This is a genomic window from Cyclobacteriaceae bacterium (assembly GCA_013141055.1).
In the GTDB taxonomy this organism is placed as follows: Bacteria; Bacteroidota; Bacteroidia; order Cytophagales; family Cyclobacteriaceae; genus ELB16-189.
The window spans coordinates 347,323-359,591 of sequence record JABFRS010000001.1 but is presented as its reverse complement, the minus strand read 5'-3'; the positions used below and the strand labels follow the sequence as shown (position 1 = coordinate 359,591).

Here is a 12,269-nt window from a genome sequence, read left to right as displayed (position 1 = left end):
CACTATGAACACACCCCAATTATAAAACCATGCTCACCGAAAAATTCATCGCGCCAAATTTCCATTGATCATCTCCAAGTCCATTGACCTCAACGCGGGTATTCAATTGCTGATAAATGATCTGCAGATCCACGGCCTTCGTTTTGTTTTTGAAAGGTGTCAATGAATATCCTGCACCAATGCTTGCTCCAAATCCTATTCCGAACTGATGAAAGAAACTCTGCTCACCTTCAGTGTTGGTGAAACGATTCTTGGTGAGCACCGATGCCAATCCTGCATCTCCTTTAAAGAACAGATTATTCTTCTCAAAGGGATAATATTTAACTGCTGGTCCCGCCGTAATGAAATTGAAAAAGTATCCTTCTTCATATCCACCCTGAGCCGGTTGTGATCCTGTTTGAGAGTTGCGCACCATTGCACCCAGCATAAGTCCTTTGATTCTTCTCAAAGGCTTATAAAATCCTACATGAAATGAGATGCCGCTCAGCGCTGGATATTTTCCAACACTCTTGCGATCTCCATTTGGGTTCCGGAAGTAGCTTAAACCCTGAGTTCTTAAATTTTCAGAACGCAACAGTTCCTGTCCACTCATTAAAGAGGGGATAGTAAATCCAAATCCTACCTCTGCCTGGGTAGTTTGTGATAAAGGATTTTGCGCAAGCAAAGAATGAGTTGACAGGCACAGCAATACCGCTGTGGCTGCTTTTGAGATGTGATGTACCATGATTTTTTGTGTTTAATGTTGGTACAAATCTCCCGATCCGGCCAGCCGATTTCGTTCACATTTGTTAAGAAAGGAGTTCTTTAAACCTTAATTTGAGGCTTCTTTTCTAAGGCGGCTCAGGGACTGAGGCTTAATTCCGAGGTAGGATGCGATATAATACTGAGGTACCCGATTGACAATTTCCGGCTTCTCTTTCATCATCTTATAATAGCGATCTTTTGCATCCAGTTGAGCCAGGTCAGCGTTATGCTGGACAATGTCCGTGAATGATCTTTCAACAAAAAAGTTCTTGGCGACCATAAACTTTGGCTGCAGGGTAAAGAGTGCCATCAGATCTGAGTGGGATATGCAAATGAGGACACTATCTTCCAGCATCTTTATTCCCATATCCGATACCGACTGATTGGTAAAGCTCTTGAGATAGGTCACCCAGCCATTTTCAATCGTGAAATCACGTGCGACCTCATCGCCATTGATGGTTTGATAGTGCATGGCCAGTCCTTTCTCAATAAAGGCAAGGCTCTTGCTGACTTTTCCCTCTTCAAGAAAATTCTCTCCCCGCGATAAGCTCAGGCGATCCAGCTTTGACTGAAACAGATCTAAGTCTTCTGTTGAAAATTGATCAACCGACTGGAGGCTTTCAATGATCCTGTTAAACATCTCTAAAGAAATTGACTTGAATTTACCTAAAAAGTATTGTGTTAAGCCAATCTCTAAAGGCTCAAATAGTTTTTTAGTTCTTCACCACCCTGGAAAGGATTTCAGCTTTCTTTTCGCGGCTCATCGGTAGCCGTTTATTTCCGGCAATGACTTCGTTGCCATCGATGGAGGAGATTGCTTTCACAGAAACGATGAACGATTTGTGAATCCTTATAAAGTCTGACGAAGGCAACGTGTCTTCGACTGTTTTCATACGCAGTAATGTCACGTATTTCTGCTGAGTAGTGTGGATGACTACATAGTTTTCCATTCCTTCAATGTAGAGGATGTCGCTGAAGAATATTTTCTCATAGCGATGATCGCATTTTATAAAGAAGTAATTCTCTTTCGCACTCTCACCTGATGTAGCGCGGGAGGTAAGCTCAAAGAAATCACGGGCTTTGTTTGCTGCTTTTAAAAACCTGTCGAAAGGAAACGGCTTGACCAGGTAATCCAGCACATCCATCTCATATCCCTGAAGGGCAAAGTTGGGATAGGCTGTGGTCATGATCACCATTGGAGGGTTCTTCAATGATTTTAGAAAATCAATTCCGGTGAGCTTGGGCATCTGAATGTCCAGGAACATCAGGTCGACTGGTTGTGTTGCCAGAACCTTGTTCGCATCAAGGGCATCCTCACAGACATGCTGCACATCCAGAAAATCCACATCTTTTATATAGGCAAGCAGTCCCTCTCTTGCCAGTGGCTCGTCTTCAACAATTATGGTTTGTAATCGGATCATTCTATTTCCAATGTTAGCACTGCCTTGTATGTGTTCCCGGAGTCGGTCAGTTTTAATTCATGCTTATTCTGATAAAGAAGATCCAGACGGCGCTTTACATTTTTATGACCAATTCCTCCAACCTCATTCTTTATATTATGATCGGTGCTGTTGGTGAATGAGGCAGTAAAGATATTATTCTGCCGGTCGAGATGAATTTCTATTTGATTCAGATGATCGTTCTTAGTTGACACGTATTTAAAAGCATTCTCCAGAAACGGAATCAGCAGGAACGGTGCAATCTGGAACCCGGAAAGATTTCCTGTTAGTCTGAAGTCAACACTCACTTTTTCTCCTTTGCGGATCTTCTCAAGGGAGATAAAGTTCTGAAGATATTCAAGTTCCTTTTCGATGGCAATCTTTTCATCAGAGCAATCATATAGCTGAAAGCGAAGCAGATCCGAAAGCTTGATAAGCGTCTCTGCGGCAAGATTGGGATCTTTCTTGATCAGAAAGTAGACGCTATTGATAGCATTAAAAAGAAAGTGAGGATTAACCTGCGCCTTGAGATACTGCAGCTCGCTCTCCAGTCTTTGCTGATCCATCGTACGGTTATGGCGATCATATTTTATCCTGTCAAAGATCAGTTTACCACCGCTCATCAGTCCCGCAAGGGGTACAACTGAGATCAACGATAACTGAAACAGAAGCTGAAGGCTGGCCATTTCCTTTGGAATATAATCCCAGAAGAAGGCATAAAGGGTGGCAGTCAGCAAGACGCAAAGTGCAAGGAGAAGTATTCCCGAGAGCAGAAAGAACAGAATGTATTTATTCTTATTAAGGAATCGGGGGAACAGGAAGTACCCAATGATGTAGAACGCTGCAGCATTGAATACAAAGTAGATCGTGATGGCCATTAATAAAATGGCGGCGCTTGGATAATAATCTTTATAAAAGACAAAAAAGAAGGCATAGTACAACACCCACATCAGTATGTGATGGAATTTGTACTTATAGAGCCATTCCCGAAGCGTAAGACCTTTTATCATGGAGCTAAAATTACCACCCAGGTAACGACTTTAAAATTTCATTGACGAAACGTAGAATATTCTTGAGCAATGGTAAGATACTGTTTAATAGTTGAACGTTCAGGAACACTTATTGGATTGAATTCCTTAATTCCAGTGAAATTCTACAAATAGTTTTGTGAAAAAAACAGGATGCCTGTCCATGAATTGACCGAATCTGCAGTTGGTCATTTCTTATATGCAGGTAGTCAATAAAAGTTCTCCATCACCTCACCATTACCGTTCCTTTGAGTATGTCAAAACACAAAAGACAAACCATTATGAAAAAGATAGCAATTGTTTTGCTGGGTATTATCGTATCACTGATATCTCTGAACTATACAGCCAAAGCTCAGAGTTACTTCTCAGTGGAAGTAAAAGGTAAAGGAAAACCAATGATACTGATTCACGGCTTGTATTGTACAGGCGAGGTATGGAAGGAAACGGTGGACCGGTATCAGAAGAACTACCAATGTCACATTATTACTGTGGCTGGTTTCGGAGGAAGCAGTCCCAACCTGAATGATCACTTTCTGGAATCTGTAAAAGACGACCTGATCACTTATGTGAAGAATAATAAATTAAAGAAGCCGGTTCTTATCGGACATAGCATGGGTGGATTTATATCTCTCTGGGCTGCGGCAAGTGCTCCGGGTCTTTTTGATCGTGTGATCTCAGTGGATGGTGTTCCATTCATGCCTGCCCTGCAAATGGCTGGAGCTACTGCCGAAAGCTCACGTCCAATGGCGGAAAACATGCGTAAGGGTATCAGTAATGCAACGCCTGAGCAAACTCTTCAGAATTCAAGAAGCTATCTCCCGATGATGATGCGCGATAAGGAGCGGGTAGAACAGATCGCCCAGTCAGCGATGAAGTGCGATGTAAAGACTCAGGGTGAAGTTCTTTATGAAATGTTTACAACCGATCTTCGTGAAACAGTCGCAGCCATTGACTGTCCTGCTTATATCATGGGAGCGTGGATTGGCTATAAAGATTATGGCACCACCCGTGAAAGCGCTTTGAAGGGTTATCAGGACCAGGTAAAGGCTATTAAGAATTGCACCGTTGAAATCTCAGATACTGCCAAGCACTTTATATTCTATGATGAGCCTGCCTGGTTCTTCTCAACGATGGATTCATTTCTGAAGTAACAACGAAATAATAATTCAATCACTCTTTAATTCTACACCATGGAATTCTTACAACAACTAGCTAAAGAGAAAAAAGATTTTCTGATCCGTGCCAATGGAGGTATCGGTCTGCCTGCTGCTGGAACAGTTTACTGGGTTGCTCTTGCCATTGCAGGAACAAAGTTAACACCTCAGCAATGGTATCCTGTAGCAGCGGCTGCATCAGGCCTGATCTTTCCTCTTGGTATTCTATTAGCCAGGCCATTGAAGTCGGATGTGCTGGCAAAGTCTCCGCTGACATCACTCATGCTGCCTGCTCTGATCGGCATGTTGATGTTCTGGCCTTTGGCAATTGCAGGAGCATCAATTGATGTTAGCTTTTTTCCTCTGGCCCTGGCAGTAGGGATGGGAATGCATTGGCCAGTAGTAGGATGGATGTATGGTGGTAAGATATTTCTGTTTCATGGAATCGCACGGGCAGTAGGTTGTACATTCCTTTGGTTTGCTTTTCCGGATGAAAGGTTTGTATGGATACCGATCTACGTAGCAGTGATCTATTTCGTAACGATCCTTGGAATCAGGAGAGAAGTAAAAATAGCAATAGCCGAAACCAGTCAGCAATAAATTTATTACCGCAGTTGTCTCCTCAGACGCTGCGGTAATTCCATTAAAAATAGGATGGCCGGTAAGGGTGGTTTTGAGTTCAAGTCGTTAATTTGAACACTCAAAACCTAATTCTATGAAGAAATTTCTACCCTCTCTCGCGCTGGCAGCCGCATTGCTTCCGGGTATCGCCTTTGGGCAAAAGCCAGAAATGGTCGATACTACCATCGTTTCAAAAATCAAGAAAGAAGGACTCGATCGTTCTCAGATCATGGATATCATGTCTATGCTCACGGATGTCAACGGTCCACGTCTTACTAATTCAACAGGATATAAGAAAGCAGCAGAATATGCAAAGACTACTCTTACAGGATGGGGTTTGCAAAATGTGGTGTTCGACCAGTGGAGTGAAGAGTTTGGTCGCGGCTGGGACCTGAAGAAGTTCAGCCTGAGCAGTGTTGGTCCAGTCAATTTTCCAATCATCGCGTATCCAAAAGCATGGTCACCGGCAGTAAAAGGTACGATCACAACGGATGCTGTTTATCTTGATGTTAAAACAGAAGCTGATCTTGCCAAGTACACCGGCAAGCTTAAAGGAAAGATCGTTCTCTTCGGTGCACCCGTACCAGTAAAACCTGGATTCAAACCGGATGCTACCCGTTTCAATGATTCAACATTGTTAGTCTTATCAAATGCAGGAGTAACAGAACCTTTTGGTGGCAATCGTTTTCAAATGAATGCCGCTATGATTCAGCAACAGAAGCTCACGTATATGAAGTGGGATCTTTGTATGAAGGAAGGTGCGATCGCTGTGCTGGAGCCAAGTCCTGCAGCACGCCTTGAAGATGGTACCGTATTGGTTGGAGCTGCTACCGTTCCATATCCTGCAGAAGTTGCTCAGGACAAAAGAGAGCGTGCACAGAATCTTAAGACTGCTAAAATATTACCACAGGTGATCGTTGCAGATGAAACATACAACCGTCTTGTGCGTCAGATCCAGAAAGGTCTTGCTGTTAAACTTGAAATCACTCTGGATGCTGAATTCACTAAAGAATCAACACCTGGTTTCAATGTCATTGGAGAAATTCCCGGAACAGATCTTAAAGACGAAGTTGTTATGATCGGAGCTCATTTGGATTCATGGCACAGCGGCACGGGTGCTACTGATAATGCTTCGGGTTCAGCGGTGATGATGGAGGCAATGAGAATTATCAAATCATTGGGCATCAACCCAAGAAGAACGATTCGTATCGGTCTATGGGCAGGTGAGGAGCAGGGATTGATCGGATCACGCTCTTACGTGACACGCGTTCTTGGTGTTCGCAATGATAAACGTGCACCTTATGATTCAATTGTAAGAACCGCAGCAGGAGAAAAGCTTTCTGTCTACTTCAATATGGATAATGGATCAGGAAAGTATCGTGGCGTTTATTTACAGGGCAATGAAAACGTTCGCCCAATCTTCCGTGCATGGCTGAAGCCTTTTGCCAGGATGGGTGCCTCAACATTAACGTCTCAGAATACCGGAGCAACTGATCACGTATCTTTTGATAATGTTGGCATACCAGGATTTCAATTCATTCAGGACCCACTCGAGTATTCTTCACGCACCCACCATACCAGCATGGATGTGTATGATAAAGTTGTGGAAGCAGACCTTAAACAGAATGCTGTGATCACCGCCGCGTTTGCGTGGCTTGCCGCCAACCGCGATGCGATGCTTCCTAAAAAATAGATTTGTTGGATTGTTTTTTTAAAAGAGCCCCTCATTCAGGGGCTTTTTTAATCCCTAACCGGTCATCGGGCGGATATGCCTTTCAAATAATGAAACCCGGCCTTGGCCTTTGTTATCCCTGAATTTGCCCGGGATGTCTATACCTTAGCGCACCGTGATCAGCTTTCTGTGAGCATTATAAAATGGCATGCTTTTGGAAAGTAGATCATTCATCAAAACTCAAACAAACAAAACAATTTAAAACTATGAAAAAACAAGCCTTTTTATTGGCCGCTATCGCGCTTATTGCTGCTGTCAGCTTTACGACGGTTCAGGCTCAGGACTGGAAAATTGCAGATGGTTACTCCGTAAAATTTGATGGCGGCGATCCTTCAGGAGAATTCACTGGATTGAAAGGAACCATTAAGTTTGATGAGAAGAATCTTGCCGCATCCATGTTCAATGTAACCATCGATGTGAACACGATCAACACCGGCAATGGTATGAAGAATCAGCATGCAAAAGGTGCTGGTTGGTTTGATGCAGAGAAATATCCTACGATTGCATTCACTTCATCTGCTATCACTAAAACAAGCACTGGCTATGAGGCAAAAGGAACGCTTGATATGCACGGTGTGAAAAAGGAGATCACATTGCCATTCACTTTCATGAATAACATCTTTGCTGGGGGCTTTGAAGTAAACCGTATGGATTTCAACCTCGATGATGGCAAGCACGCCAAGATGGCGCCTACATTGAAAGTATCTATTACCGTTCCTGTTACAAAGTAATTGTGACCCGGACAGTTTTTATTCAATCTTTGGTTGCTGGAATATTGGCTGCGATCGCAGCCAATATTTACAACCAGATCTATTTCTTCGCTACACAGGTTGATTACTCTGCCATTATCAATCCGCTCAACCTGGTTCTGATGAACCTTGTAGTTTCACTACTGGCAGGATTGCTTTCTAGCGGACTCACAAAACTTTTCAATGCCAGAGGAGCGATTGCGTTCAACTTTATCTACAGCATCGTTTCATTCGCCTCGCTCATCATTCCGTTGGCTATCACACTTCCGCTTTCAACTCCGTTTCCTGAGTTGTTTCCGGGACTGACTGTACCCATGGTCTTCTTCCCGGTGATCTCCTGGATGACAATAGACCCTCTCTTTAAGAAGGCTTTTTCTTCAGGATCAGCGAGCTGACAAAAGCCACTACCAATCCGATCGGAAGTACTTCAGCATAGGAGATAAGAACTACAAAGAGCGGATTCTTATACATTTCTTTAAACTCTTTCATCTCTGTCGCCTTCTCTGCCAACTTAGCTGCATCAGCACCATTTCGGGTGGCTGAACTCATAACATGCACGGTGTACTTGTCAATAAAATCGGGAATGAAGAGATAATAGTAGAACAACCATGTGACGACATAGATGGTTGACCCAACGAGTGCAATCAGTGCACCGGTCTTAAATCCCTGTCCGATGGAGATCACTCCGTTAAGCTCTTTGTTTCGGTAATTTCTTATTCCGAAAAATGTCAAAGAGAATACCACTACCATCGCAGCATACCCTACGACATCGTTACCCTGAAAATCAGGATTGTGATAGACAAGGTCGATCATGTAAACCATGTGGACCGCCATGATGGTCCCCAGGATCAGTCCAAAAATTAATACGTTTCTTTTCATAGATTTTTTCTTCAAACGTAGCTTCCGCTGCAATGGGCTGGTTCATACTTAAGTACCGATTTTCGATGAGGGTAGTCTTTAGTACCAAAGTACACCCGCTCTAATGCGTGATTTTCAGTCGCTTGGCTTTTTCCAATGCCTGAGTCCTGTTCTTCACTTCCATCTTCACCAAAAGATTTGATACATGGGTCTTGATGGTGCTGAGCGACAGGAAAAGCTTGTCTGCGATTTCCGCATTCGTGCAGCCTTGTGCCAGCAGTGTGAGCACTTCATGCTCACGATTGGTAAGATTCAGATTCTTAATGGCAGCTTCATCAAGAGCGACTCCAGGTTGTGGGAGATAGATCTCTTTCTCAACTACAATGGTCTGCACTTTGGGTTTGATCAGCTGACTGGCTCCCCACAATCCCAGCCCGGTGAAAAAGACAGATATCAATCCAATATAGATATCAAGGGAATTATCTGTGATCAGAAATTTCCATTGTAGCACCTTCAGCACAAATACCAGAAGGGCCATGAATGCACCGTAGAAAAGAATATTCTGGGATCTTGTAAATATATTTTTTATGAACGCCATTGGTTGCTTACTCTTTCACACATATTATTAAATGCACTTATTTAAGTTTCTCACTGAAGAAATCAACCGTTCTTTTCCAGGCGAGTTCTGCAGCGGCCTTATCATAACGGGGCGTGGTATCATTGTGGAAGCCATGATTGACATCCGGATAAACGAATCCCTGATACTCTCTTTTATTTTCAATGAGAGCTTTCTCATAAGCGGGCCATCCTTCATTGATGCGTGTGTCAAGCCCTGCATAGTGAAGCAGGAGAGGTGCTTTGATGTTGGGAACATCTTCTGCTGTGGGTTGTCCGCCATAGAATGGAACAGATGCTGACAGGTCAGGAATCCGTACGGCCATCATATTCGCGATCCATCCTCCAAAGCAAAAGCCTACAACTCCGATCTTGCCATTGCAATCTTTATTTGTCTTGAGATAATCAAATGCCGCGATAAAATCCTGAAGCATCTCATCCCTGTTGCGCTTGCTTTGAAGTTCGCGACCAGCATCATCCGTTCCTGGATATCCTCCCAGCGGAGTCAATGCATCCGGTGCAATGGAAACGAAGCCAGCCAATGCAGCGCGTCTTGCAACATCTTCAATATGCGGATTCAGTCCACGGTTTTCATGCACCACAATAATACCGCCGAGCTTCTTTTTTGTATCCACTGGCTTTGACAGCAATGCCTTGATCGTACCTGCACCTTTCGGTGAAGAATAATTTATGTATTCAGATTGTAGTCTCGGATCATCGGCCTGAACCTGAACCGCACCTTTATAGTCAGGCATGAGAAAGCTCATCAAAGAGGTGACGGTAACTCCACCCACAGCATATGCTGACAACCTCTCCATAAAATCCCGCCGGTCAAGACGGTTATGAGCATAGTCATCATATAGGTCAAACACTTCCTGCCTGACATCTTCTTTCTTGATTTCTTTCATGATATATCTTTTATGGTGTTCAAATATAATTCAAGGTCAGGATGGCTGTACCGCTTCTGCTTTCTTTTTGATGAGCTTCAGAATTTCCATCCGGATCAAACCACTGAAGGGCCTGATGAAAAACCAGTAGAATGAAAATTTGCGATGGGCTTTTTTCCCAAGACACTTGACTCGTGTTTCGGTTTCAAGCTTTGTGATCTCATTGTTCTCAGAAGTAGCTTTGAAATTCCATGTGGCTTTTAAAAAACCATCTGTGTTAAAATGGTTGAATTCATCAGGCGTGAGCTTTTTAAGGTTACCCTGTGGCTTCCAGAATTGTCCGACAAGCCCCAGAATTATTTCAGAACCCACCTGCTGTTCCAGCACTGTGAAATTTCCGTTGAGAATACATTTTAAATCTTGTCGGCCAGAACCCAGACCGCGAAGTGAGAAAAGGAAATTGATCAACCATGACTCCCGGATGTCGATCGAATCAACGAGTGAAAATATTTTAGCGGGTGTCTGATGTATAGAAATACTGTGGGTTTCTGTGAAGTCAAACTCGGGCAGATATTTCTCCTGGAACATGTATAAATGTATTTAATTTATTTCTTACCCTACGGCACTTCACCGAAAATTCAGAAGTGAAATTCTCAGGTTACCAATTTGTCGTTATATTTAGAGATAGTGAATATTTGAATTGAATACTTAACATTGATCCAATGCCGGACATTCGACACGAACTGCTTATCGGTGCACCTGCCGAAAAGATCTACAATGCCATCACACATCAGGAGGGATTAGCCGCCTGGTGGACACCTGCAGCGACGGCACAACCCGAACTTAATACCATTGCCCGCTTTCCGTTCGGCCCTGATTATCATAAGGAGATGAAGGTCACAGAACTGAAACCCGGAAAGCTGTTAAAGTGGACTTGCATTGCCGGCGCAGAGGAGTGGGTAGGAACTCACATTTCTTTTGAATTGAAATCAGGTGATAAAGACTCCATGAAGGATTCTGATTCTGAACTCTCAGATCAGCTGAGCCAGCAGAAAGATCAAAAGATAACGCTCTTAAGCTTTCATCACGACGACTGGAAAGGCCATACTCCGATGTTTGCAGAGTGTAACTATACCTGGGCATTGTTTCTGAGGAGCTTGAAATTATTATGCGAAACCGGTAAGGGGAGACCCTGGCCAAATCAGCATCGTGTTGAATAATCATCAGGTGAGGATGAAACTCTAATTCTATCCATGACCCCGCAATCATTATATCAGATCACATGGTGGATAAGTCTCGGCATCCTGCCCGTATTCTTTATCATGGAGATCTATTGGTTTGTCAGGATGCACAGACGCATGAGTGACATCCCAAAGCTGTTACGCGGCTTCTTTCTTTATAACCTGCCTGTTATTCTGCTGATCATCTCCATGATGTTTCAATCCATTCCTGGCCTTACCTTCAGCTGGATCCGGTTGAGCACACTGTTGATCATTGTCATCAGCGACTTATATCTTCATTGGATTGATGACAAGAGCGGCGAGATAACAGGATTGCTCCATGCATACTTACTGCTTGGATTTGTACCTCTTCTTATAATTCAGGAGATCTGCGTCCGCTTTATTGGATAGCAGTCTGATTCACCGGAAATTTATTTTCAAGATACGCTGTCGGCGTGAAGCTGGTGAATGATTTGAACTCCCGGATGAAATGTGACTGATCGAAATAGCCGCAATCAAACGCAATGGAAGTCAATGGTGATTCATTCTTTGAAACCAGCCTGAGACTGCGTTGAAACCTGCTGATCTTATTGACAAATTTTGGTGAGAGTCCCGTGTGCTGAAAGATCAGCTTGTGCAGGTATCGTGTTGTTATTCCAAAATGATCCGCTACAGCGGTAAAGCCGTTTTCAGAAGAAGCTTTTTTAACACTGGTCAGGAGATCGGCAATCTTTTCGACTTTGTTGATTTTCTTTTTGCTGACCGACAGCCTATGGATAAGAAATGTCTCCACCAGTCTGATCCTCATCGTGGCATTCTGGCAATCCAGTAACTGATGATGCAATGATTTCACTTCATTGCCCATTACATCCGCCAGGTCAAAGATCTGATTATTGAAATTTTCAATCTTGTCATGAAGGAAATACACGGCAGAGTGAGGGAAAAATCTCACACCGAGCATGACATGCTTTCCTTTTGAACGGATCGGCAGTGGTCCTGTCACTTGTCCCCATAGCTCAAGGGGAGGAGTCCGTTTGAATTTAGCTTTGCTGGAAGATTCCCAAATGCCGGGGCCGAGATTAAAGATCATCTCCATAGTGCCGCTGGGAAATACAACGTCACTGAATTCAGAATCTTTATCTGATGTGAACAGATAAAAAGATTCGACATATGATTTTAATGCCGGTGAAGGAACAAACTGCCTGAATTCCATGATCGAAAT

16 protein-coding genes are annotated in these 12,269 nt (G+C 43.4%); 7 read left to right on the top strand and 9 right to left on the bottom strand.

The window, feature by feature from the left end; translation table 11 throughout:
- Positions 1 to 19: 19 nt before the first annotated feature.
- The 4 genes from HOP08_01675 to HOP08_01660 form a co-directional block, all read right to left on the bottom strand.
- The gene (locus HOP08_01675; GenBank protein NOT73607.1) at positions 20 to 724 is read right to left on the bottom strand and encodes a hypothetical protein; all 705 of its coding nucleotides are present in this window, start codon (positions 722 to 724) and stop codon (positions 20 to 22) included.
- Between the two features lie 87 nt (positions 725 to 811).
- A complete protein-coding gene (locus HOP08_01670) occupies positions 812 to 1,384 on the bottom strand; it encodes a Crp/Fnr family transcriptional regulator (GenBank protein NOT73606.1) in 573 nt (190 codons plus the stop codon).
- A 73-nt stretch (positions 1,385 to 1,457) separates the two neighbouring features.
- Positions 1,458 to 2,165, bottom strand: coding sequence for a response regulator transcription factor (locus tag HOP08_01665; GenBank protein NOT73605.1), 708 nt, complete (start codon positions 2,163 to 2,165; stop codon positions 1,458 to 1,460).
- Complete coding sequence (locus HOP08_01660) at positions 2,162 to 3,193, bottom strand: histidine kinase (protein NOT73604.1); 1,032 nt, start codon at positions 3,191 to 3,193, stop codon at positions 2,162 to 2,164. Before HOP08_01660 ends, HOP08_01665 begins: the two co-directional genes overlap by 4 nt.
- A 299-nt stretch (positions 3,194 to 3,492) precedes the next feature.
- Here HOP08_01660 and HOP08_01655 point away from each other — a divergent pair, with 299 nt between their 5' ends.
- From HOP08_01655 to HOP08_01635, 5 genes are all read left to right on the top strand, one after another.
- On the top strand, positions 3,493 to 4,362 hold the full coding sequence (locus HOP08_01655) for an alpha/beta hydrolase (protein NOT73603.1): 870 nt from the start codon (positions 3,493 to 3,495) through the stop codon (positions 4,360 to 4,362).
- 39 nt (positions 4,363 to 4,401) lie between these two features.
- Complete coding sequence (locus HOP08_01650; protein ID NOT73602.1) at positions 4,402 to 4,965, top strand: hypothetical protein; 564 nt, start codon at positions 4,402 to 4,404, stop codon at positions 4,963 to 4,965.
- A 115-nt stretch (positions 4,966 to 5,080) separates the two neighbouring features.
- On the top strand, positions 5,081 to 6,679 hold the full coding sequence (locus tag HOP08_01645) for a M20/M25/M40 family metallo-hydrolase (protein NOT73601.1): 1,599 nt from the start codon (positions 5,081 to 5,083) through the stop codon (positions 6,677 to 6,679).
- 245 nt (positions 6,680 to 6,924) lie between these two features.
- Positions 6,925 to 7,449, top strand: a complete 525-nt coding sequence (locus HOP08_01640; GenBank protein NOT73600.1) for a YceI family protein — start codon at positions 6,925 to 6,927, stop codon at positions 7,447 to 7,449.
- Positions 7,450 to 7,451: 2 nt separating this feature from the next.
- Entirely contained in the window at positions 7,452 to 7,862 is a 411-nt protein-coding gene (locus HOP08_01635) for a hypothetical protein (protein NOT73599.1), read from the top strand.
- On the opposite strand, the gene HOP08_01630 is transcribed toward HOP08_01635, so the two are convergent.
- From HOP08_01630 to HOP08_01615, 4 genes are all read right to left on the bottom strand, one after another.
- Positions 7,828 to 8,346, bottom strand: a complete 519-nt coding sequence (locus HOP08_01630; protein NOT73598.1) for a DUF4199 domain-containing protein — start codon at positions 8,344 to 8,346, stop codon at positions 7,828 to 7,830. The genes HOP08_01635 and HOP08_01630 overlap by 35 nt on opposite strands.
- A 100-nt stretch (positions 8,347 to 8,446) precedes the next feature.
- Positions 8,447 to 8,923, bottom strand: coding sequence for a response regulator transcription factor (locus HOP08_01625; GenBank protein ID NOT73597.1), 477 nt, complete (start codon positions 8,921 to 8,923; stop codon positions 8,447 to 8,449).
- A 37-nt stretch (positions 8,924 to 8,960) separates the two neighbouring features.
- Complete coding sequence (locus HOP08_01620) at positions 8,961 to 9,848, bottom strand: dienelactone hydrolase family protein (protein ID NOT73596.1); 888 nt, start codon at positions 9,846 to 9,848, stop codon at positions 8,961 to 8,963.
- Between the two features lie 36 nt (positions 9,849 to 9,884).
- On the bottom strand, positions 9,885 to 10,415 hold the full coding sequence (locus HOP08_01615; protein ID NOT73595.1) for a hypothetical protein: 531 nt from the start codon (positions 10,413 to 10,415) through the stop codon (positions 9,885 to 9,887).
- Positions 10,416 to 10,549: 134 nt separating this feature from the next.
- On the opposite strand from HOP08_01615, the gene HOP08_01610 reads away from it, so the two are divergent.
- Entirely contained in the window at positions 10,550 to 11,047 is a 498-nt protein-coding gene (locus HOP08_01610) for an SRPBCC domain-containing protein (protein ID NOT73594.1), read from the top strand.
- Between the two features lie 33 nt (positions 11,048 to 11,080).
- Entirely contained in the window at positions 11,081 to 11,458 is a 378-nt protein-coding gene (locus HOP08_01605; protein ID NOT73593.1) for a hypothetical protein, read from the top strand.
- Here HOP08_01605 and HOP08_01600 read toward each other — a convergent pair.
- Positions 11,448 to 12,260 carry a helix-turn-helix transcriptional regulator gene (locus HOP08_01600; GenBank protein NOT73592.1) on the bottom strand — a complete coding sequence of 271 codons (813 nt, stop codon included), beginning with the start codon at positions 12,258 to 12,260 and terminating at the stop codon, positions 11,448 to 11,450. The two genes, HOP08_01605 and HOP08_01600, sit on opposite strands and share 11 nt — an antisense overlap.
- Positions 12,261 to 12,269: the final 9 nt, after the last annotated feature.

Excerpts from the sequence above, each read along its gene's own strand:
- HOP08_01650 (NOT73602.1), top strand. The coding sequence starts at position 4,402 with ATGGAATTCTTACAACAACTAGCTAAAGAGAAAAAAGATTTTCTGATC.
- HOP08_01640 (NOT73600.1), top strand. The coding sequence starts at position 6,925 with ATGAAAAAACAAGCCTTTTTATTGGCCGCTATCGCGCTTATTGCTGCT.
- HOP08_01630 (NOT73598.1), bottom strand. The coding sequence starts at position 8,346 with ATGAAAAGAAACGTATTAATTTTTGGACTGATCCTGGGGACCATCATG.
- HOP08_01600 (NOT73592.1), bottom strand. The coding sequence starts at position 12,260 with ATGGAATTCAGGCAGTTTGTTCCTTCACCGGCATTAAAATCATATGTC.
- HOP08_01665 (NOT73605.1), bottom strand. The coding sequence starts at position 2,165 with ATGATCCGATTACAAACCATAATTGTTGAAGACGAGCCACTGGCAAGA.
- HOP08_01620 (NOT73596.1), bottom strand. The coding sequence starts at position 9,848 with ATGAAAGAAATCAAGAAAGAAGATGTCAGGCAGGAAGTGTTTGACCTA.
- HOP08_01675 (NOT73607.1), bottom strand. The coding sequence starts at position 724 with ATGGTACATCACATCTCAAAAGCAGCCACAGCGGTATTGCTGTGCCTG.
- HOP08_01655 (NOT73603.1), top strand. The coding sequence starts at position 3,493 with ATGAAAAAGATAGCAATTGTTTTGCTGGGTATTATCGTATCACTGATA.
- HOP08_01670 (NOT73606.1), bottom strand. The coding sequence starts at position 1,384 with ATGTTTAACAGGATCATTGAAAGCCTCCAGTCGGTTGATCAATTTTCA.
- HOP08_01615 (NOT73595.1), bottom strand. The coding sequence starts at position 10,415 with ATGTTCCAGGAGAAATATCTGCCCGAGTTTGACTTCACAGAAACCCAC.
- HOP08_01605 (NOT73593.1), top strand. The coding sequence starts at position 11,081 with ATGACCCCGCAATCATTATATCAGATCACATGGTGGATAAGTCTCGGC.
- HOP08_01625 (NOT73597.1), bottom strand. The coding sequence starts at position 8,923 with ATGGCGTTCATAAAAAATATATTTACAAGATCCCAGAATATTCTTTTC.
- HOP08_01660 (NOT73604.1), bottom strand. The coding sequence starts at position 3,193 with ATGATAAAAGGTCTTACGCTTCGGGAATGGCTCTATAAGTACAAATTC.
- HOP08_01610 (NOT73594.1), top strand. The coding sequence starts at position 10,550 with ATGCCGGACATTCGACACGAACTGCTTATCGGTGCACCTGCCGAAAAG.
- HOP08_01645 (NOT73601.1), top strand. The coding sequence starts at position 5,081 with ATGAAGAAATTTCTACCCTCTCTCGCGCTGGCAGCCGCATTGCTTCCG.